Consider the following 21,672-nt stretch of genomic DNA (forward strand, 5'->3'; position numbering starts at 1 on the left):
TTATATTGCTTTTCTCAGTTTTTTGTAGAAAGCTTCTTCCAGGTCGGCAATATGAAGCATGGTTTTTGAAAGCTGGTTGTAAATATCGCTTTTGGAATTCCGGTTTTTATAGACCCGGGCAATATCTACGGCAAAATCCCTCCAGAGGTCACCGATCATGGTGATTTCTTTGGAAAGCTCGTTTAACTGGTCATTCTTCAGGATAACCGCAGCCTCTTGTAAAAATGCTCCATAGATAAACCGGAATCCGCCGCCGCCGGTACCGATTTCTTCCTGCATCCGGATCAGTTGTCCCAGATAGTGATTGGTAGTTTTCGTACCTTTTTTGGCTGCCCATTTCGGAATGCTTTTCGCGACCCATCTCATGGCTTTTACGCCGATGATCGGAACGGGAGCCAGCATATTTTTGCAGGTATCTTTAATTCCTTTTTTAATGGCTTCTTCCAGATTCACGTTTTCCGGGATATAGGTAGGGTAGTACATGTGTCCTTTCGGCGGAAGCGCACCTTTGGCATATCTTACTTTTTCGAGTTCGGCTTCGGTAAGGGTAGTGGTGTAATCCATCACCGGATCGCTGATCAGGAATTTTCCGTCTTCCTTACCATATACCACAAGATTGTGGGCATTGAAATGAAATTTATATTCTTCCGGAAAATACGTCAGGTTAAAAACACCTACCTGCAGACCTGTGGGGATATTGTTTTCCAGGTTTTTTTCCAATGCTTTCTGAGCTTCATCCGGATTGGAGAATTTCAGTCTTTTAATTTTAATTCCCAGTCTTTTTGCGGCTTTGCTGAAGATCGCGCCGGGCATCGGACGGTAGCTGAATCCGGGTGCGAAATTTACTTTTAAAAAAGGGAGGTATACAAAGAATAATCCCGAACCGATCCCGAAGATCATCGGTTCGCTGAGTTTCAACCCTTTGTTTAATAATAAATTGGAGGCAACACCGTTCTCGCAATGTGCAGTCTGGTGGTGTTCAAAATTAAGTTTCATTCTTAGCTTGATATTACAGAACCTGCAAGGTTCCTTTATTTTCCGTTGAAATTTTTGAGTTCATCTGTTGAAATCCCGAAGGCATCGGCATATTTTTTCAGGACAGATTCGCTTAGTGTTTTGAATATTTTTGGTTTGCCATGTCTTTTTACACGCCACTGCCACATCCCCACATAAGCTGCCAGAACCTGAAGGTCCATTTTATTTAATTCCATAAAATAGACGATCGGGCTGACCATGTTGTTGGCTACGTTCTGCCTGGCTTCTTCAATCCTTTCGTTGATCAAGGCTAAAGATTCGTCCAAAGCAGCTTTTTTGGCCTCCCAGCCGATGCTGTTTGCCGTAGTGTAATTGTTATTTTCATCCGTTACATACAGTACCTCTGTCATGTTGGCGGATTGTAAGTTGCTCTCATCCTGTGGAAGATCTTGCTTTTTCACTCAAAGATTTTGTTAAATTATGGTTCAAATCAATTCGCTAAGATAATAAAAATGCGGAACATAGGATCATCGTGGTTTTGCGGGAATTGATTTAAAACCATAAAAATAGGCTGTTTGAAACTTTTCAGACAGCCTATTTTGGTATTTCAATTTTTTTATGATGCTATCTCCTGAATAAACAGATTGATTTCACAGCGGATCAGCAATTCGTCTTCCAGAAAGGTTTCGCAGAAAATATGGCAGATGTTTTCAAATTGCGAGATCAGCGAGGCTCTGGAAATTATCGTGCTTCCTGCTTTCGGCAGTGAAAAGATCTCTATTTTTTTAATATTGGTAATAAAGCCGATTACTTTGGTATCGGCTTCAGGGTTTTCAAAGAAACTCTGTCCTAAAATGGACGAACAGGTCTGCGCTGAATTTTCAATCAGTCCGGCTTCCACAAATACGCCTTTATCAACAAAAATATTGTCTTCTTTTATGGTAAAGGAAGTAATCACTTTTTCTTTGGTAAGTTCCAGAATGTAATCCGTCATCAGCATTGGTTCGCGATGCGGTAAAAAATTGTGGATGTTAATGATGTTTTCTTCCTTGATTTCCATAGTATTACATGATAACGGTTTTCATTTGGGATCTTGCGATCACCTCATCTTTAAGCGTTGTTACCACATCTACCAGCGTTACCCCCATCATTTCGTTGATGATGGAAATTTCGGATTTCAGCCGGTCTCCGGTTTTAGGCAATGCCATGGCTTCAAATGTTTTAATCGCACCGATGTATCCTGTGGGAGCCTCTTTCCCCAGCAAATAAAATTTATATCCGGTATGCAGCGCAACACTCTGTGCCTGGTGCTCCACCAGGCCCGAAGCCTGAAAAATTCCGTCCAGAACAAAAATGTTTTCCTCTCTGATCTCAAAGCCTGACACCAGATGTGATTCAGAGTATTCGGCAATGCTGTCGACCATAACGAAAGGAAACCTTTGCGGGATTAGGCTTTCTACAAATTGCGGATCGGAAGTGGGGAGTCTGTTTTCCATTAGCAAACCGTTAACAGCGCACAAGAATAAGAGAATCTTCCGCTTTCAGGAACGCACAGCAGTACTTTTTCCCCTTTTTTCAGTCTTCCTGAATTCATCAGCTGCTCAAGAGCAATAAAGATGGAGCCTGCACCGATGTTACCAACTTCTGAAAGATTGTAAAACCATTTTTCCCAAGGGAAATCCAGTCCTACATTGGCGAATTCCTCTTTTAAGCCTTCTTTGAAATAGCCTGAAGAGATATGGGCCAATACATGATCTACGGTATCAGGATCTAGGTTATGTTTATCAAATGATGCCCTTAAACTTTGGGCTCCTTTTACCAGGATGTATTTATCTAAAATTTTAGTATCCTGCTTTAAAGCAAAGATCGATTGCTTCAGCCATTCGTCGGACGGGTAATCGGCCCATGATTTAAGGCTGCCGTCTTCCTGCTTTTCGGTTCCTGCATACATACAGGCTTCGATTTCATGAGCATAAGAGTAAAAATCAATAAATTCGATCTTCAAAGATACTTCATCTTCTCTCGGCTGTCCTTCCAGAAGGAAAGCTCCGGCACCGTCGGAAAGCATCCATCTTAAAAATTCTCTTTTGAAGGCAATGATCGGCCTTTCTTCCAGCAGCGCTAAGTTTTCCGCTTCATGGTTGAATTTATCTGCTGTCATCCATGCCGACATTCTCTCGGAACCTACACAAACCGCATTTTTGTGAACGCCTGCCTTTACGGAAAGAAAACCGTAGTTCAGGGCATTCATCCCGGAGTTGCAGAGTCCGGATGCCGTGTTGACGGCTAAAGATTTATTAATATCAAGCTCCCCATGGATCATGGAAGCGTGGGAAGGCTGGATCTGATCGGGGGAAGAAGTTCCCACTGAAAGCAGCTCCATGTCTTCTTTTTTAAATTTATCGTCAAAAAGACCCTTCACCGCGTTCGCTGCAATCTGTGCATTGGTGTGGGTAGGGTTTCCTTCTTTATCTAAAGCATAATATCTTGTCGTGATCTTGTTGTTTCTCAGGATAATTGCTTTAGCTTTTGAAGGGGCGCCGTTTATATAACCGAGATACGTTTCCATTTCATCATTAGAAACCGGTTCATTGGGTAGATATGTAAATGCTTTTGTTATAAATACGTCGTTCATTCTATTTTAAATTAATTCCTTGTAAATATTCTCTCTGTTTTTTTCTTTTAAACCAGAAGATTGGTGTTGTCAGTAAGTGTAAAACCAATACAACAGGCGAAATAATCCATATCGCAGCCATCAAATATACCTTAAAGAATTTAATGAGCAATGGACGTTTCTCTTTTTTCTTTATGATAAGGTTGGACCATACCGTGAAAATTTTGTTACCTACTTTTTCCACCCGTACCAGAAATGCCCGGATTTCCACGGCTCCGTTTTTTATCAGGTCGGGTTGTAAGGTTTCCATGGTATTTTCCGAAAGGTGTTTTTCGATGATCTTTCCGTACTTTCCTGAGCCTGCGATTTCCTGGTCCGAAACACCTGCGGCAGGAAGCATCCCGGATTTTTCCTTCTTCCCGGTCGTCATCCAGCGGAGGATGGTGAGTACGCTGGTGTAATTGTCGTGGCGGTCTACCAAAGCGATGTTGCCTACCAGTTTTGCATTCAGATTCTTTAAGTAAACTTTCAGCTTTTCCTGGGAAAGCATCCACATATTTCTTGTTCCGGAAACCGTTACTACCGGTGTATCCTTTAAAATACCTTCTGCATATCCGCTTTTCAGGAATGAAATGATCGGGATGGAAGGCGTTAAATACCAGACCTGATACCCGAAAAGCACCAGATCGAATTTCTTATTCAGTACCTCTTCCGGCGGAGGAATGATTTCGCTGGGGATCTGGAGGTACGATTCCGGAAACGTATTGAAAAATACATCACTGCTCCACGGGAAAGGGAAGTCCTTCTTCAGTTGTATGTTGTAGTAGGTGACTTCATATTCTCCGTTCTTATCCTCAAACGGGCGGGCGACATTCTTCATAATATCCTCCAGCTGTCCCGACTGAGTATAATAGATGACGAGTATATTTTTTTTCATAGTTCTCTTATCAGTTACAAAAATATGGTTTTCGGATGTATTATTCGAGACTAAATATTTTTAATGTCTCAGATCCGAACTTTGAGCTGTAATCCGCATGGTTAAATGAATCACTTTTAACATTCATAAAAATGATGGTCTCCGGAAGCTCCAGCAAGGTACTAATATCAAAGCTTCTATCGGAAATCAGAAGGATATCTATTTTTTTGTTGATTTCCTCCATCTTATTGATGTAAGTGATCTTTCTCTTTTTGACCAGATACGTCTGTTCGGCAATTCTCCTCTTCTCTTCATTTTTAATAAAGCTGAAAATCCTCCGACTGGCCTGTTGCAGGGTCAGCAGAATATCTTTCTGTCCGAAATCGTCCGCTATATGTAAAATGTGGGCATCTTTCGGAATATGTTTGTTCAGCTCATAGTAAACGGATTTATTTCTGTTGAAATCGTCCTTCACCGCCTGCACGACTTCATTATCTTTATATAAATAGGCTAAAAATAATTTTTTCTTAAAATAATTTTCATCTTCCAGTTCGTTTCTGAACGCGGCAAACCGTTCCCTGAAAAAGGCATTGATCTTTTTCGCCCGTTCGGAATACGTATTTCCAAAGCTTTCGTCCTCTTTCCGGATCCTGTCGCCGACTTTTACGGTAATCGTTCCGTCGTAGATAATGAAATCTCCTTTTGGCTGAACTTCGGAATTCCCGTGGATGTACACCGGAACAATATCCAGCCCAAATTCTTCTGCAATATAAAAAGCTCCTTTGTGAAACCTCTTGATATCGTTGGTGTACGACCGTTCCGCTTCGGGGAAGACGATCAGCGAATAGCCCTGATCCACTTTTTCCTTCAGCTGCCGCATTCCCTTTTCGATGCCCTGGGAAACCGGGTAAAAGCCCAATGCCCGCACGATTTTCCCGAAAACCGGAGAGTTGTACACCCAGTCGTTTACCAGGAAAATAATTTTATGGGTCGTCATGGCCATCGTCAGGGTATCCAGGAATGAGGTATGATTAGCAATCAGTACCGCCGGCCTGCTGAAATCTTCATTCGGGTTTTTAATGAACTTTTTCTTTACAAATGGATTAGTATAAAGGACAGAAGTTAAAAACTTAGCGATAATTAATTTAATAAAGTTTAAAGTTCTGCCTTTTGACCTTTTCACGAAAATACTTCCGATGACCGAAAAAAACAGTCCGCCCAATCCGTAATAAATGAATGACAGTGCCGAATTGAGGAACAACCTGAAGGTAATCGGGGAAAGCCCTTTTTTCGCCCGGTTGGTAATGAGCAGCCGGAACCAGAAAGGGTATAAAGTCGAGGTAATGATGATCACGGAAAACATTCCGATCAGAGCAACCAGTGCCAGTGAATGAAGGGCCGGGTGTTTGGCAAAGATCAGGGAACCGATGGAGAGGATGGTAGTGAAAACTGCCAGGATAATGGAAGTCCTGTAAGTCGGAAGTTCGTTTTTCCCTGTCGTGTGTTCCTTCTGCATGGCCTGAGTCAGGAAGATACTGAAGTCATCTCCCACACCAAACACCAATGTACAGACCACGGTGCTGAAAATATTTAATTCAAGTCCCAGAAAATAGAGAATTCCGGCCGTAACGATTCCTGTTAAGACAATCGGGAACATAGTGAGAACTGTCAGCTCAAAATTCCTGAAAAAAACGATGATCGTTAGAATGATCGCTAAAAGAGAGTAATTGATCAGGGTATTAAAGTCTCTTTTCAGCAATCCCAGAAAGTTTTCATTCATCTGCTGCCGGTCGATGGCCAGCGCGTCATGTTTCTTTTCGACATCTTTTATAAAAGCATCCCTTTTGTTTTCGTCCACTTTCACCACGTTTGAAACGGTATAAAACCCGTTTTCATGGTTCAGGAATTCCGGGATCTGCAGGGCTTTTATCTTTTCATAATCCTTCAGGCTCAGTGTTGTATAATCTTTGTTTAAATTTTCCGCAAACCCGTCGAATGCCGAGCTGTTGAATCCGAACTGATTCCCGTATTTAACCAGTTGGGAAACCGTCTGGTCTTTCTTATCAGGACTCCAGAATTTCTTCCATGCTTCGATCTTTTTCTGCTGGTCTTTTTGAGACAAGACTACGTTTCCAATTGAATTGTAGCTGAGAATTTTGCCCTCTTTCTTTTCTTTTTCTAAAAACCGGCTCAGTTCGGAGTTTCTGGTCAGTGCTTCGTTTTCAGAATCTCCGTAAGAAATGGTGTAAATGGATTTTGACGTGATGTCCGACAGTTTCTGAAGTTTGGCCTCGCTGATCTTCAGATCTTTCGGTATGTAATTTAAGTCGCTGATATCTTCATTGAAACCGACTTTCCGGAATCCGAAAATACAGGCAATGATGATTACGGAGCAGATGATAATTAAAGGTTTGTTCTTTTCATACGGATAAGACCCGATCTTATCAATAAAATTGGTGTTGATGTGTTCTCCTTTTTCCTTCGGTTTATAAAGTTGGGGGACAATAATTAAAGCCGTAACGGACGATAAAATAACGGTAATCGCTGCAAAAAGCCCTAAGTCCTTCAGCGCTTCCGAACGTACGAAAACCAGGCACAGAAATGAGACCGCGGTTGTCGCACTGCTTAAAATAATAGGCTGTGTGATTTCCTTGTACAGCTCCTCAATATTATTGTTGTGCTTGTAATGTGTAAGAATGTGCAGAGCATAATCAATTGTAATTCCGATAAGGATGGCGCCGACGCTTAATGAAATAGCGGAAATTTTATCTTTGATAAAATACAAGATCAGTAAAGCCAGAAGCACAGAGAAAACGGTTGGCAGAAAGACAATGATCGGCGTGAAAAAATTCCGGAAATAATACATAAGGAGAATCAGAAGTACCGTCATGGAAATCATTACCGTATTCTGGATGTCTTTTTTGATCTGCTGGGCATTGGCCACCGCAATTACCGGCGAACCGAAATAGCTGATCTCGGTTTTTCCTTTAAACTGTGTATTTAGCTTGTCCTTTATTTCATTAAGCTGATCAATAAAGGCTTCGTTGTTTTTGGTGTCGTTGCTTTTGTTTTTAGGGTTGATGAACAACAGCAGGTTTTTGCCGTCTTTAGTAACGATGTAGCTGTCTTCCAGCTTGAAATCTTTGCTGATATTTAATGCATTGAGCTTTTTAATGCCTAAAAAAGTAATGCCGAGCGGATCTTTTTTAATAAATTCTTTTGTCACAAGGCTCGTAGGAGAAGCCAGGGAAACATAATTGCTTTCCACCTGTCTGGCAATGCTGTCTTTCTGCAGTTTCCTTTCTATTTCACGGTAATCGTTTTCATTTAAGAATAGAGGCAGATTCTGATTGACGAAATCAAAGGTCTCCGAAATCTCATTGTCATTTACCTTTCCCTGAACGGAACCGATATATTTGTGCAGAGGCTCTGTTTTTTTCAGGAAAGAATCGGCTGTTTCCGAAAGCTGGAAGTTTTCTTCCTTCGATGTCTTTTCAATGATGACAATGATCTTGTCTGAAAAATTAAGCTGCTTCAGAACTTTGGCTGTAAGGTCCGATTTTTCACTTTTGGGAATGATCTGGTTGATGTCTTCTTCAAAATTAATTTTTGAAGCGAAAAATCCGCATAGAACAGCAATACCGATGGCAAAAAGCACGGATAAGAGCCTGTTTCTAGAGATCAGATAATATAAAAAGATAAAAAACCGGTGCATGGTATCGTAAAATCAAGTTTGCAAATTTAAATTTTTCGCGATGAGTTCAAAATGTTTTAACAATAAGTTTTATTTGAAAATCAATAAAATATTTAGTCGACTTGAAAAAAAAATCTACTTTTGCAAAAGTTCCCGACTGATGAAATACATTTTAAGACAAAATAGCTAAGTATTAAGCTTAGATTTGATATGTTTAAAATATTTGATGAAAAAATAAACGGGTTTTTATTTACCGTTGTTTTCCCTTTCCTGTTGTTCTCCATATCCTATTACGGGTTTGAGACTTCTTATGTGATAGGCATCAAATCCTGGGAAAAAGTGCCCGATTTTATGTTTTCATCAGTGTATGCATACCGTGTCATCCCGAATTACCTGAGCGTGCATGTGACGGATGCCGTAACTTACCTCGTCAATAATCCTTTTTCTTTTGCAAAAGGTTTTATCCTGAAACAGGGATCTGCGTTTTACCACAGCACTTTTCTGATCAATGTTGTGTTTTTCCTGTTAACGTCTGTCGTGCTGCGGAAAATTTTGCAGAGAAACCCTGCGGAACTCCTTTTAAATGATAAAATCAGGCAAATGGTTCATCTTCTGGCGATATTTTTTATTGTCATTATGCAGTATGTTCCTACCAACTGTGACTGTATCGCGCTGTTTTTTTATACCCTTGGGATATTTTATACGCTCAGGTATCTGGAAAAGAGAAAATCAGCCGATCTAATTTTTTTAGGGATTATTATTTTCATCTCCACCTTTGTCCGGGAAACGGCCTGTCTCAATATTGCTTTTTTTTCGGCTATTTTTATTAAAACAGATGAATTGAGAAATGGAAATTTCGCTTTCGTAAAAGAGTGCCTTTTTCTGGTCGTTGCTTTTATCCTGCCTTATGTTGGACTGCGACTGTTTATTCAGCAGCAGACTTCGTTTGTAGAAGGCTTTTATATAATTAAAAATTTTACGAGCCCACATAATATTGCAGGACTCTTATTCGGAATATTAAGTGTCTGTTTCACGTATAGCTTTTCAGAAGAACCTGGAAAAACGATGATCAGGAACTACCTGTTTTTCGCCTCGCCGTATCTTATCATGATTGCTTTAGTGGGACTTTTTTGGGAAACCAGGTTATTTATGCCGCTTATCGTTACGGGATTTGTGTCGGCATCTTATCAGTTTAAAAAACATTATATCTAACGAATGCATTTATTACACCCATATTATATTATTGCGCTTATCATCATGCTGATATTCAGTTATCAGGAAGTTTTTCATGGTAAGGTCGATAAAAGAATGCTTTGGTTCCTGGGGGTCTATCTTATGATCATTGCCGGGCTTCGGGATAGTGTAGGACCTGATTACGGAAGTTATAAAGGGATTTATATTTATTCGGATACGAAAGATTATGTCACCTTTATTTTTACGGCACTTCACTTGGATCCTCCGCAGCCTATGGAGGTCGAATGGCTGTTTGTACTCATCAATAAAATTCTGCTGAACATCTTCGATGCGCCGTTTTATATGCTTACGCTCGTTGTCGCCGTGATTGCGATTTTCTTTAAGATAAAGTATATCGACGATAATTCGTTTTATCCTTTTACCGTAATGGCTATGCTTTTTATTCCGGGGTTCTTTATCGGGGAAAGCGGTCAGATAAGGCAAAACTTAGGATCTTTTATTGTGTATTTTGCCATACGGTATATTAAAGAAAGGAAATTGTGGGCTTACCTGTTGTGTATTTATCTGGCGGGAGGTATCCACACGGTATGTTACCTGTTTTTGCCGATGTACTGGCTGGTGCGTTTCCCAATGAATAAAGCGCTTATGCTGATCCTGATTATCACTTCGATATTTTTATCACCTTTTGAGGTATATCGGGCATTCGGAGGATTTTTAACCAATATTTCGGCGGATAATGCCATATCCGTAGGTTTTAACGGATACGTGGATGAAAGTGTGGAAAGGCTTAACGGAGGATTCGGTATTCCTGAAGCCCTGATGGCGATCCTTACGTTCTTCCTGTTTGTCTTCGATACCAAAATGGTTGAAAAATACCCCTATTACGAGTATCACCGGATGTATGCCGTTATCGGAATATGTTTCTTCTTTATCTTTAGAAACAATCCGATCTTCGCTTCCAGGCTTGCGGGAACATTCGTAGGATTCGGTTACATTATCATTCCGAATACCATGTATGTGGTTTCCACGAATACCAGAAGGATGATCTACCTTTTTATCTTTTCTTTTGTCATATTCAATTTTATCGTCTTTTCGAGTTTCAAGAATATTACATCAGGAAGATTTACCGCAGAACTGTATAAAAACCATTTATTGCCATAGATGGCTGATCGTATGGATGCGCCGAGGAAAGAAAGAATTTTGGTACTTGACGGGCTTAGAGGGCTCGCCATTATGCTGGTGCTGCTTTTCCACGGTTATTATATCTGGTTCGAATATTATCCTTACAAAAAACTCTATGGTGAAAATATTTTATTTAAATACGGCAGTCTGGGGGTTCAGCTGTTCTTCCTGATCTCCGGATTTGTGATCCTGATGTCGGTTGAAAGAACCGATAAGTTCTGGAAGTTTCTCAAAAACAGGTGGATCAGGCTTTTTCCGAGCATGCTCATCTGCAGCCTGATCGTGTATTGTACCGCTCATTTTTTTTATGAAAGGCCGTTTGGGATTCCTCCGCTGAAATCTATTCTTCCGGGCATCACTTTTATCAACAACAGCATTCTGGAAAAGATTTTTCATACCGATTTTCCTGTGCTGGAGCTGTCCTTTTGGTCGCTGTTTGTGGAAGTGAAGTTTTATATCATTTTCGGTGCGCTCTATTTTTTATTCAATAGAAATACAGCATTGGGCGGAATATTTTTAATTTATCTTTCTGCGCTTGTCCTACAGCTTTTGTGCTTCGGGGGTGTATTGACTGAGACTTCATGGATGAAAATTTATATCGGATCGTTTATTCACTTCGGGTGGTTTACAGCCGGTGCTCTCACATACATCTATTTTTATAACAGGGAAAAGAAATATCTCCGGATGCTTATTTTTACGACGGTTTGCTCTCTGCTGTACCTCGTAAAGTTTCAGGATGCTGTGATGCTTGTCTATCTGGTCGTGCTTTGTCTTGTTTTTTATTTCGCTTTATTTTGGAAGCGTTTTGGCGCCATTTTTTCGACTCGTTTTTTCAAATTTGTAGGCTATATCAGCTATCCGTTATACCTTCTGCATGAAAATATGCTGGTTGCGCTTATCATCAAGCTGCATCATCATTTTGCAGAGCTCCCTTATTTCCTGCTTCCGGTGCTTTCTTTTATCTTTATCGCAGGCATCGCAAGTATCGTTGCCTATTTTATAGAACCCGCTTTTCAGAGAGGGTTGAAAAAGATAATCTAAGGTTCATTAGCATCTTTATTTCTGTATACTTAAAGTCGCTGTTTCCAAAATTACCTACACCTACATCCGGCAGAACAAGCAGAGATTATTTCCTTTTTAATTTTTATTCATTATTAATTGATGTTTTAAATGGTTGATTGTGTTTGTTTTAAAGGGGTTTCTTGAATCGCCTTCATATTAATATTCGGTAAAATATTTTAGGCACATAAACAGTGTATTGAAAAATAATGTATTTTCGTAATACTTGAGTTGAAAAAATAATTTCTTCATTGATAATTGAATACTGTTAATGCTCCTTGTGTTCTTATTGCTTTATGTATTAATTATTTATAAAATAAATTGATTTTTTTTAACAAGGGTTTAAATGTTGTATTTATAAGTATACACAAAGTTTAAAGAAATGGAAAAGTCAATTAAAAATGTGGCGGCAATTTTATGCTGCCTGATTACGCATGGTATCTACGCCAAGGAGAGCGTAGGAGAAAAAAGAGCCGGTTACTTTGAAATGTCGCGAAGCGTGTATTTCAAAACCTCGGATTCGCTTAAACCTTTAATTACAGAGAAAAACCGCATTGATCTTGAAAAAAAATCTACTATTTCGAATAATAACGACTTTACAAGTGGATCTGGCAGAGCAGTCGTAGACTGGACGAAAGCACCAAACAGCTACATTTTCGATCCTTCCCAAAATAATGACGGGCTATATATCCCGGTGAGAAAAGCTTATGCCATGTGGGATCAGGATAAGCTCATGGGTGGTGCGGCCATTCCAAACGGGAAAATTACTGCCGATGTCTTATGGGAAGATGTTCATGGCCTTATACGATCCGGCGCAAATTATACACTTGAAGTGGTCGACAGCGGCGAGAATGCCAAAATTAAAATCCCTGTAAACAAAGCTAAAAAAGGAAATGCCGTAGTGGTTTTCCGGGTAGACGGACAAATTTACTGGTCATGGCATATCTGGGTGACGGATGATCCTTCTAATGGCTCTGCTTATAAAAGCTATTCTGAATTAAAAAGACAAAGGACGGATGGAGTTATTGAAGCGATACCGGATTCCGACTGGGGATGGATGGACCGTAATCTTGGTGCCATAAGTGCTTCCATCACAGCAAACGACTGGAACAGAAACGGCGGTTTACTGTATCAGTGGGGAAGAAAAGATCCTCTCCCGCCACTTGTGTACCGTGGAAACGATTTTTACGAAGTTTCAGGATCTGTCGGCAGAGTAAGACACCGCGGAGCAAAAAATTTCAACGGAGCGACAAGCTTTGATAATCTGAGAAAATTCGTTCTGCTTTCCAACGCGACGATTGCCAATAATTTAAGGCTTGCTGTAAGAAATCCTTTGAGTTTAATTTATGTAAATAAAGATGATAATTCGGGAATTGCTTATTATAACAATAACGCAAACCTGATGGTAAACTGGTTTGGAAGGATGCCGGGTCTCAGCGACAGTAAGCTTCCCGAACTTAACCTGTGGTCTGATAATTCGCAGGGAAGAATAAATACAAATTACAATGCTGATGATGCGGGAGCTCCCTACCGGAATAAATCTTCTTATGACCCATGTCCGAATGGGTGGAGAATTCCGTCGGTTCTGGTAGCCAATCTGGCTTCAGGAAGTTATGTAGACGATATCCGGGTAGACTATTCGCCCTTTGGCATACGTACCAATACACCGAAAAATGTCTTCGAATCCAATAACTACCATATAATAAAACCTACAGACTCAGGTGTGCCGAGTTTCATGACGAACTTTAAGCTTTATCCTAATTTCGGTTTTGACCTTTCCAATGCGGGAGGACAAAATATGGGGATTTTTCCTGGAACGGGTGGAGTCTCTATTCTGGCACATCAGGGGCAATATACCGATCAGCACCAAGTGGCTTTGTGGACCGCTACCATGCCGAAGTTCTTTGATGCGACTCCGGCTGTAAGTGCACGATCTCTTTTTATGATTCCTGATAAGCTACAGGCAGATGTGCCTGATCCGAACCAGCCGAATGTAAAAGGCAGATACTGGTATTTTCCGCTGGCTTCTTCCAATACATCTGATGCCAACGCATGCCGATGCATCAAAGATCCGCTGTATCTTGTAAACGATTATAACTTCCCAACCGAATATATGGTTTCTGAACCCAATTACATGGAGGGGCTTAATAATCCCAATACCTATCAGGTTGTGAAAAATACGGCTGCATTTACAGTTGATGTTCCTGTGAGCAAGGCATTTTCCGTGCAAAGCCAGCTTTTAAACAATAAAGATATCCTGAATGCGGCCAATTTTAATAATCTTAAAGCTAATGTTCTTTGGACCACAAATACCGGCCTGATTAATAATGTAGCGGTCATTAATCCTTCACCGGGTTCTCTGAGTGCCATTTCTTCTTCAAAAATCTCCGTGACCATCAATCCGAACCAGAGCGGAAATGCGGTGGTAACTTTACACAACGGAAGTATTTCAAATCCGGTATACTGGTCATGGCATATCTGGGTAACGGATACGGCTGTCGGCTCCTATAACTATACAACGGAACTTCCGGTGTCTTCCGTAACCAATTATGTGAATTATATTCCGAAAGGTGATAATGTTTTCGAGACAGAATTTATGGACCGTAACCTGGGAGCTACCGATGCATTCCCTGTTGTTGCCAATCCGTTAACGCCTACTGCTGCGGAACTGGCAAAAATAAAAGCTTCTACGGGTCTCCATTACCAGTGGGGCCGTAAAGATCCGTTTCCTGTGCTGCAGTATGCCGATGACCGGGCTTCCTACTCTGTATATTTAGGCTCGGCTGCGGCAAACGGAACGTTGAACTATACAACGCTCAGCAATGCTGCCTACAACGATATGTCCGGAAATTACATTGTTCCCTATAATACGTACACCAACTCAGCAAATGCTAATGTTTCCACAACAGATAAAGTTTCAGACAAAATTGCAAAGGTCTTATCATACTCCGTTAAAAATCCGCTGGTATTCATGATTCCAAGTACCTATGCGCCTTATAACAGTACGACACCTGTTTACACTAACGGAACCGACTGGCTGGCCAATGAGCCTAACCTGGCACCGGACCGTTGGGGAAGAGGCGGTAAAAAATCGCCATTCGATCCTTGTCCTGCGGGCTGGAGAATTCCGGATCTTACAGGGGTTGCGCCGGGCGGACAGGATTTTGGATTTACACCCTGGTATAAAAAAGATAAGGTGGTAACCACTGCATACAGTGTTATCAATGATTATTTGGGAGTAAGGGTACGAAGAAGTTCTTCCGCAAGTTATACGATCGGTTATACTTTTAATGATTCCTCTTACCGTATCGGTAATTATCCTAATTCAGGTTCCCGTGGTTCCAGAAGTGTAACGGCAAATCAGTCTGCATCAGGAACTTACAATTTTATCAATTACCAGTATCCCGGCGTATGGACGGCTGCTCTGAATTCAAACTATATCGGAAGACCAGTTAATGTACTGTTCGATGCTGCTGCTTCAGCCAACCGTATGATTGCTTTCCACGATAACAATGATCCGTATTTCGGGATGAGCTGCCGTTGCGTGAAAATTAAATATGATGCAGCCGGAAATGAAGAAGGAGTTATTCCTAAACTTCAGATTACTGCTCTGCCTGCTACGGCACCGGCTGCTCTATTAAGACCGGCCGATGTTCAGGAAATTAAAAAAGATAAGGTTTCTTTCTTCCCGAATCCTGTAAAAAACGAATTGCATATTCAGACGACGGATAGAAAAGACGGGTACTATTACCAAGTATATAATATGTCCGGGCAGTTGGTAAAATCCGGAAAGTTTGAAAACAACAAAACCGATCTTTCCAATCTTGCTACCGGAGCTTATCTTTTAAGAATTAATGATTCAAACGAAATTGTAAAGATTATTAAAGAATAAAAAAAATAATAATTCTCTGAAGAGAAATAAAACGGCAATTAAGTTAAATTCATTATTTTTGGATATTATAAATGATGAAAACAACGTAAAGCTGTTTTGTTTCTCTTTTTTTGTTCCAATTTTTCAAAACACATTATGAGGCTGAATAAAGTCGTACAGTATTTTAATATTAAAATTTTCATTTATTTTTTAATTGCGATAACGGCTGTTTACACCCTTGCTTTTACTTATTATTACAATTTTAAGGATGATGGATATATTCTTGCCGACTGGCTGATTAATTACCAGGACGGAGGCTTCAAGAGAAGGGGATTATCCGGAAGTTTCTTTTTTTTGCTGCAGGATCTGACGGGAGTAAGGCTGAATTATCTGGTGTATTGTGTTCAGTTTCTTATTATTTCCGGATTCTTCTGGCTGTATTTCAAACTGATCCGGTATAAGATCACAGATCTTCTTTACCTTTCGCTTCTGTTATCTTCCATCGGTTTTGTAGGACTTCTCAATACAGTAACATACGTTGGAAAAAAAGAATTTATTGTTTTTCTGCTTTTTACATGGTTTGTTTATCTGCTTGACCGGGATAAGCTTTCCGGGAAGAAAGAATATCTATTCTGTATTGCACTTTGTATTACTGTTTTTCTGCATGAGGTTGCCTTATTTTATATCCCTTATTTTGCCATCGCCCTATTTCTGAAAACCGGGACATTTGAATATAAAAGATATAGTAAGTATTTTCTGGCAGTTGGTATTCCGACACTTTTGATTCTGTTATTCGGTAAGAATGTAAATGAAGGAATGTCTCTGCAGATTCTTGCGGAACGGGGGGTACATCCTACTTATGGAATTTTCTACTGGAATATTAATGAAAGGGATTATATAAAACAACATAGCAGCGAATATATTTTATATCTTATCAGTCTTGCGATCACTATCCTGCATCTCTACTATTATTTAAAATTTCTAAATAACCGAAAGATTTTATCTATATTGTTAATCGGTGCTTTTCTATTTTCTCTTCCATTATTTTATTTAGCCATAGATTGGGGAAGGTGGATGTATATTCATATGATGCTCATCATTGTACTTTTCGCCCTGTTGCTGAAGAATGGGCACTCTGTTCTTTCATTTGAAAAAATTAGAATTAATAAGAAATTCTATATTACTTTATTCATCATTATTGCCTCATTGCTTTACCGGGTAGAAATGTCCGGAAAGGGCTTTACATTTGAAGGAATTCTGTACAGGATCTTCATTGCGCCGGTAGAATTGCTAAATAAAATGTGATTCAAAAAAGCTATCTGATAAAAAAACTTTACTTTTGCAAAAATTTTAGAATGTCGAAAAATTTAGTAATCGTTGAGTCACCGGCAAAAGCAAAAACTATTCAGAAGTATTTAGGAAAGGATTTTGAGGTAAAATCCAGCTTCGGTCATATCCGGGATCTGCCTAAAAAAGGAATGGGGATTGATCTGTCGACCTTTAGTCCGGATTACGAAGTTTCGGCTGATAAGAAGAAGCTGGTTACAGAACTTAAAGCTGCTGTAAAAAAAGCCGATATGGTATGGCTGGCTTCCGATGAGGACCGTGAAGGGGAAGCGATCGCCTGGCATCTGGCGGAAGAACTGAAACTGAAGCCGGAAAACAGAAAGAGAATTGTTTTCCACGAGATCACTAAAAATGCCATTCTGAAATCAATCGAAAATCCAAGGGATATTGATCAGAATTTAGTGAATGCCCAGCAGGCAAGAAGGGTGCTGGACAGGATCGTAGGTTTTGAAATGTCACCCGTGCTCTGGAAAAAAGTAAAACCGGGACTGTCTGCAGGAAGAGTACAGTCGGTGGCCGTACGGTTGATTGTTGAAAGAGAAAAGGAAATCCGTGAGTTTATCCCGAAAGCCAGCTTTAAACTGGATGGTATTTTCCTGAACCAAGCCGGGCAGGAAATTTCTGCAAAACTTAAAAAAGATTTCGACAAAGAAGAAGAGGCGGTGAAATTCCTGGAGCAGTCCAGAAGTGCAGAATTCAAAGTTTTGAATGTTGAAACCAGGCCGGGAACCCGTTCGGCATCTGCACCGTTTACTACTTCCACTTTACAGCAGGAAGCTTCCTCAAGATTAGGCTATAATGTAACCAATACCATGCGTCTGGCACAAAGGCTCTATGAGGAAGGGTACATTACCTACATGAGAACAGACTCGGTAAACCTTTCCCAGGAAGCTATCGAAGGGGCGAAAAAACAGATTGTCTCAGAATATGGCGCTGAATATTCTTCGTCGAGAAATTATACTACGAAATCTGCCTCCGCGCAGGAAGCTCACGAAGCTATCCGTCCGACAGATTTTGCTGTAAAAAGTATCGGGGATGCACAGCTAAACAGATTGTACCAGCTGATCTACAGAAGGACCCTGGCCTCTCAGATGGCTAATGCTAAAATTGAAAAAACCGTTATCGAAATCGGAAATGCAAAGCTTCCCCAACATTTTGAAGCACAGGGTGAAGTTATTATTTTTGATGGTTTCCTGAAAGCATATGGGATTGTAAAGGCGGAAGAAGAAGATGATGAAAATAACGAGAAATTACTTCCGAAAGTAAACGTAGGGGAAATTTTAGACTATAAAAAAATTACGGCCACCGAAAAATTTACTCGGCCAAGTGCCAGATATACGGAGGCCGGGCTGGTGAAAAAGCTGGAAGAACTGGGTATAGGGCGTCCGTCTACGTATGCACCGACGATCCAGACGATCCAGAACCGTGAATATGCCGATAAAAGAGAAATTGAACCGCAGACTAGGGAAGTGGTGAAAATTTCTCTTACAAAAGATAATATAAAGAAAGAAGTCCTTGAAGAGAAATTCGGAGGGGATAAAAATAAATTCGTTCCTACGGATACCGGGGAAGTGGTAAGTAATTTCCTGACCGATAATTTCAAGGAAATCCTGGATTACGGTTTTACCGCAAGAGTGGAAGAAAGCTTCGACGAAATTGCAAACGGTGACCAGAAATGGAAAGAAATGATGACAAATTTCTATTCCAAATTCCATCCGAGAATCGAAGATGTGGAAGAAAATGCAGACCGTGCCACCGGAGACCGGTTGTTGGGTGTTGATCCGAAAACCGGAAAGAATGTACACGCAAGAATCGGGAGATTCGGCGCGATGATCCAGATTGGGGAAACCGATGATGAGGAAAAACCGATTTTTGCCTCCCTGATGGCCGGGCAGAATATTGCCACCATTACTTTTGAAGAAGCTTTAGAACTGTTCAGGCTTCCTTTTGATCTTAAAGAAGTTGATGGTCAGCCTGTTTCGGTAGGAGTCGGAAGATTCGGACCTTATGTGAAATGGGGCGAGACATTCATCAGTATTCCTAAAGGGGAAGATCCGCTTTCGGTTGACCAGAAGCGTGCTGAAGAAATTATCAATGAAAAGAAAATTGCCGATGCGCCGATCGCTACGTATAAAGGCGAGCCGGTAACCAAAGGATCCGGAAGATTCGGACCGTTCATCAAGTACAAAGATATTTTCGTAAACGTCCCGAAGCGGTACGACTTTGAAAACCTTTCCCAAAGCGACATCAATGAACTGATCGATGCCAAGCTTGAAAAAGAAGCCAACCGTTACATTCAGCAATGGGAAAAAGAAAAGATCTCTATCGAAAACGGAAGATGGGGCCCGTTTGTAAAATTCGGTAAAGCCATGTTCAAGATTCCGAAAAAAGCCGATGATACCAAATACGAAGCTGATGAATTAAAAGAAGTGTCTCTGGATGAGGTGAAAAAATGGATTACCGATCAGGATCCGAAAGCGTTTGCCGAAAAGAAAAAGCCGGCTGCCAAGAAAGCGGCGGCTCCGAAAAAAACAGCGGCTGTAAAGAAAACGGCAACGACTAAAAAGACTACTGCAGCGAAAAAGAAATAGTTTTATAAAGCAAAATAATAAAAGCACAGAACGAGCGTCCGTGCTTTTACATTTACGCTAAAGGTAACGGTGTTCAATAACTTTTTGTAAGTTTGCGGAAATAATGCGAAGTATACATGGATTTCGAAGATTTTATCATTTCCCCAAGAAATTTCAGGACAGAAAGCTGGCAGATCGGTGCCAAAATCACAAAGGAGATTAAGGAAGACAGTATTGTTCTTCTCTTTATTTCGGATTACAGAGGAGCAGGAGGCGATGCGGAAGTCCAGGATTTCACAGGAATCAGGAATGAGTTTTATAAATTATCACAACTGGATTTTGAAATTCCTATTATCGATTTGGGGGACCTGGTGTCGGGAAAATCGGTACAGGATTCTCACTATATCCTGCAGGAGGTTTTATCAGTTTGTCATCGCAGAAGGGCCATCCCTGTAATTGTTGGGGGCTCCAATGATTTTTCGTTTTCGCTTTTCTCGGCGTTAAATTTATTTACGAAAAGCATCAATTACACCCAGATCAGCAATATTATTTCTCTCAAACAGGGCGAAATCATTAATGAGCATACGTTTTTAGGTAAAATTTTCGGAGCGAAAGACTTTTCCATTAAAAATTATCATCACTTAGGCTACCAGAAACATCTGAATGAGACGGATTCAGTCCGGCTGATCAAAGAGGTGGAATTTGACATTATCCGCCTGGCCGAAATGATGAACTCTACGGAGAAAACGGAACCTTTTTTCCGGAAAGCGGATCTGGTAACGGTAAACTGCGATGCTATTGAAAGCTTTGGAGAGCCCTTTTCTATGAATCCTCAGGTAAACGGGCTCAACAGAAGAGAGGTCTGCGCTTATATGAAAGAGATCGGATTAAGTGAAAATTTAAAATCCGTCGGCATCTTCAATTATAATATTTATTCTGAAAGCCAGCTGAACCATCAGCTTCTTGCCCAGATGATCTGGTATCTTATCGAAGGAATCAATATCCAGCGGTCGCATCCCAAAGAGAGGCATTATGAGGTGTTTTATGTATTGGTGGACGACAGGCAATATGCTTTCAAACGGGATACCTTCAGTAATCTTTGGTATTTCGGGGATGATGAGAATATAGAAAACTGCATTCCGTGCTCACGGAAAGATTTTGATGAAGCTAAAAAAGGCTGGCTGAATGCAAGGCTGACGAAAATGTAAGATATGACAAATACCCTTCCGAAAGTTTCCGTAATTGTCCCGGTATATAATGTCGAAAAATATCTGGCGAAATGTCTCGATTCATTAATCAGTCAGACCTATCAGAATATTGAAATCCTGGTCGTAAATGACGGGAGTACGGATAATTCTTCGCAGGTTATCCGAACATACAGCATAAAATATCCTGAAAAAATAAGATCTTTTACCAAAGAAAACGGCGGATTGAGTGATGCCAGAAATTTTGGAATCGACAGGGCAACCGGTGATTATATCGGTTTTGTAGACAGCGATGATTATGTAACGCCTGTGATGTTTGAGGAAATGGTGCATCTGGCAGAAAGACATAATGCCAAATTAGTCATTTGTAATATTCAGAAGGTGGATCAGCATGACAGGATTGTTCAGAAGCTGACACAGATTCCGAATATGCCGGAAAAAATAGATCTTGCAAAGAACTTTTCCCTATTTTCGGATCTCAGCTATTTTGCCTGCAATAAACTATTCAGGAAAGAACTGTTTAAAGAAAAGAGGTTTAAAAAGGCGGCGCATTTTGAAGATATCCAGCTCGTTCCTCAGCTTTTGCTGGAATGTGAAACGGTTGCCCAGACTCAAAATTTTCATTACCAATATTTCGAACGTACCGATTCCATTACAAAGACCCATACGGAAAGGGGTCTTGATATCTTAAAAGCGGTAAAAGAGGTAGAAGAGGTTTTTAGCAAATCCCGGTATGCTTCCCGGCGGGAAGAACTGAAAAACTTCCAGATTTTTGAAGGGGTTTATTCTTTTCTGGCGTATCTGGCTTTCGTAAAAAATGAAGAAACTTTTATGTTCATGTCTCAGCAGCTGGACTGTTTCATGAAAAAACGGGAAATAAAATTAAAAGATATATTGAGGTATAGTCGTTTTGATAAGAATTATCTGTTATCTTTGCCCCTGAAAAAAAAGATATTTTATCTGTTGTTTTTTGCAGGCCAAAAAAAACTGATAAGAAAATTAATTTAACACAAATGTAAGCACTTGAGTTTTGGTAAAAGTCGTA

The 21,672-nt window shown here is 40.4% G+C and carries 15 protein-coding genes; 8 read left to right on the forward strand and 7 right to left on the reverse strand.

Going from position 1 to position 21,672, the window contains the following annotated elements; genetic code table 11:
* The 7 genes from ACED20_RS08090 to ACED20_RS08120 form a co-directional block, all read right to left on the reverse strand.
* Positions 1-996 carry a BtrH N-terminal domain-containing protein gene (locus tag ACED20_RS08090; protein WP_294202470.1) on the reverse strand — a complete coding sequence of 332 codons (996 nt, stop codon included), beginning with the start codon at positions 994-996 and terminating at the stop codon, positions 1-3.
* Positions 997-1,031: 35 nt separating this feature from the next.
* A complete protein-coding gene (locus ACED20_RS08095; RefSeq protein ID WP_294202469.1) occupies positions 1,032-1,436 on the reverse strand; it encodes a hypothetical protein in 405 nt (134 codons plus the stop codon).
* Positions 1,437-1,591: 155 nt separating this feature from the next.
* The gene (locus ACED20_RS08100) at positions 1,592-2,035 is read right to left on the reverse strand and encodes an ABC transporter permease (protein WP_294225799.1); all 444 of its coding nucleotides are present in this window, start codon (positions 2,033-2,035) and stop codon (positions 1,592-1,594) included.
* A 4-nt stretch (positions 2,036-2,039) separates the two neighbouring features.
* Positions 2,040-2,471 (reverse strand): hypothetical protein, encoded by a 432-nt coding sequence (locus ACED20_RS08105; RefSeq protein ID WP_294202466.1) that lies wholly within the window; start codon positions 2,469-2,471, stop codon positions 2,040-2,042.
* Entirely contained in the window at positions 2,471-3,610 is a 1,140-nt protein-coding gene (locus ACED20_RS08110; protein ID WP_294202465.1) for a beta-ketoacyl-ACP synthase III, read from the reverse strand. The genes ACED20_RS08105 and ACED20_RS08110 overlap by 1 nt, the downstream gene beginning before the upstream one ends.
* Before the next feature lies 1 nt (position 3,611).
* Positions 3,612-4,526 carry a dialkylrecorsinol condensing enzyme DarA gene (locus tag ACED20_RS08115; protein WP_294225796.1) on the reverse strand — a complete coding sequence of 305 codons (915 nt, stop codon included), beginning with the start codon at positions 4,524-4,526 and terminating at the stop codon, positions 3,612-3,614.
* Positions 4,527-4,566: 40 nt separating this feature from the next.
* Positions 4,567-8,220 (reverse strand): MMPL family transporter, encoded by a 3,654-nt coding sequence (locus ACED20_RS08120; RefSeq protein WP_378104147.1) that lies wholly within the window; start codon positions 8,218-8,220, stop codon positions 4,567-4,569.
* Between the two features lie 189 nt (positions 8,221-8,409).
* Here ACED20_RS08120 and ACED20_RS08125 point away from each other — a divergent pair, with 189 nt between their 5' ends.
* From ACED20_RS08125 to ACED20_RS08160, 8 genes are all read left to right on the forward strand, one after another.
* Positions 8,410-9,411 carry a hypothetical protein gene (locus ACED20_RS08125; RefSeq protein ID WP_378104149.1) on the forward strand — a complete coding sequence of 334 codons (1,002 nt, stop codon included), beginning with the start codon at positions 8,410-8,412 and terminating at the stop codon, positions 9,409-9,411.
* Positions 9,412-9,414: 3 nt separating this feature from the next.
* A complete protein-coding gene (locus tag ACED20_RS08130; RefSeq protein ID WP_294202459.1) occupies positions 9,415-10,554 on the forward strand; it encodes an EpsG family protein in 1,140 nt (379 codons plus the stop codon).
* Entirely contained in the window at positions 10,555-11,616 is a 1,062-nt protein-coding gene (locus ACED20_RS08135) for an acyltransferase (RefSeq protein WP_294241232.1), read from the forward strand.
* A 400-nt stretch (positions 11,617-12,016) separates the two neighbouring features.
* Positions 12,017-15,526 (forward strand): T9SS type A sorting domain-containing protein, encoded by a 3,510-nt coding sequence (locus tag ACED20_RS08140; protein ID WP_378104151.1) that lies wholly within the window; start codon positions 12,017-12,019, stop codon positions 15,524-15,526.
* 135 nt (positions 15,527-15,661) lie between these two features.
* The gene (locus ACED20_RS08145) at positions 15,662-16,810 is read left to right on the forward strand and encodes a hypothetical protein (protein ID WP_294200719.1); all 1,149 of its coding nucleotides are present in this window, start codon (positions 15,662-15,664) and stop codon (positions 16,808-16,810) included.
* 50 nt (positions 16,811-16,860) lie between these two features.
* Positions 16,861-19,443: a type I DNA topoisomerase gene (gene topA, locus ACED20_RS08150; protein WP_294241229.1), complete on the forward strand. Its 2,583-nt coding sequence runs from the start codon at positions 16,861-16,863 to the stop codon at positions 19,441-19,443.
* A 116-nt stretch (positions 19,444-19,559) separates the two neighbouring features.
* Positions 19,560-20,630: a formimidoylglutamase gene (locus ACED20_RS08155; RefSeq protein ID WP_294292970.1), complete on the forward strand. Its 1,071-nt coding sequence runs from the start codon at positions 19,560-19,562 to the stop codon at positions 20,628-20,630.
* 3 nt (positions 20,631-20,633) lie between these two features.
* Positions 20,634-21,635, forward strand: coding sequence for a glycosyltransferase family 2 protein (locus ACED20_RS08160; RefSeq protein WP_294200725.1), 1,002 nt, complete (start codon positions 20,634-20,636; stop codon positions 21,633-21,635).
* Positions 21,636-21,672: the final 37 nt, after the last annotated feature.

Origin of the sequence: Chryseobacterium sp. sg2396 (assembly GCF_042610505.1) — a bacterium.
Classification (GTDB): domain Bacteria; phylum Bacteroidota; class Bacteroidia; order Flavobacteriales; family Weeksellaceae; genus Chryseobacterium.

Bases quoted from the DNA above. Each gene is read 5' to 3' on its own strand.
- ACED20_RS08130 (WP_294202459.1), top strand. From the start codon at position 9,415: ATGCATTTATTACACCCATATTATATTATTGCGCTTATCATCATGCTG.
- ACED20_RS08090 (WP_294202470.1), bottom strand. From the start codon at position 996: ATGAAACTTAATTTTGAACACCACCAGACTGCACATTGCGAGAACGGT.
- ACED20_RS08140 (WP_378104151.1), top strand. From the start codon at position 12,017: ATGGAAAAGTCAATTAAAAATGTGGCGGCAATTTTATGCTGCCTGATT.
- ACED20_RS08135 (WP_294241232.1), top strand. From the start codon at position 10,555: ATGGCTGATCGTATGGATGCGCCGAGGAAAGAAAGAATTTTGGTACTT.
- ACED20_RS08100 (WP_294225799.1), bottom strand. From the start codon at position 2,035: ATGGAAATCAAGGAAGAAAACATCATTAACATCCACAATTTTTTACCG.
- ACED20_RS08125 (WP_378104149.1), top strand. From the start codon at position 8,410: ATGTTTAAAATATTTGATGAAAAAATAAACGGGTTTTTATTTACCGTT.
- topA (WP_294241229.1), top strand. From the start codon at position 16,861: ATGTCGAAAAATTTAGTAATCGTTGAGTCACCGGCAAAAGCAAAAACT.
- ACED20_RS08105 (WP_294202466.1), bottom strand. From the start codon at position 2,471: ATGGAAAACAGACTCCCCACTTCCGATCCGCAATTTGTAGAAAGCCTA.
- ACED20_RS08120 (WP_378104147.1), bottom strand. From the start codon at position 8,220: ATGCACCGGTTTTTTATCTTTTTATATTATCTGATCTCTAGAAACAGG.
- ACED20_RS08115 (WP_294225796.1), bottom strand. From the start codon at position 4,526: ATGAAAAAAAATATACTCGTCATCTATTATACTCAGTCGGGACAGCTG.
- ACED20_RS08160 (WP_294200725.1), top strand. From the start codon at position 20,634: ATGACAAATACCCTTCCGAAAGTTTCCGTAATTGTCCCGGTATATAAT.
- ACED20_RS08155 (WP_294292970.1), top strand. From the start codon at position 19,560: ATGGATTTCGAAGATTTTATCATTTCCCCAAGAAATTTCAGGACAGAA.
- ACED20_RS08145 (WP_294200719.1), top strand. From the start codon at position 15,662: ATGAGGCTGAATAAAGTCGTACAGTATTTTAATATTAAAATTTTCATT.
- ACED20_RS08110 (WP_294202465.1), bottom strand. From the start codon at position 3,610: ATGAACGACGTATTTATAACAAAAGCATTTACATATCTACCCAATGAA.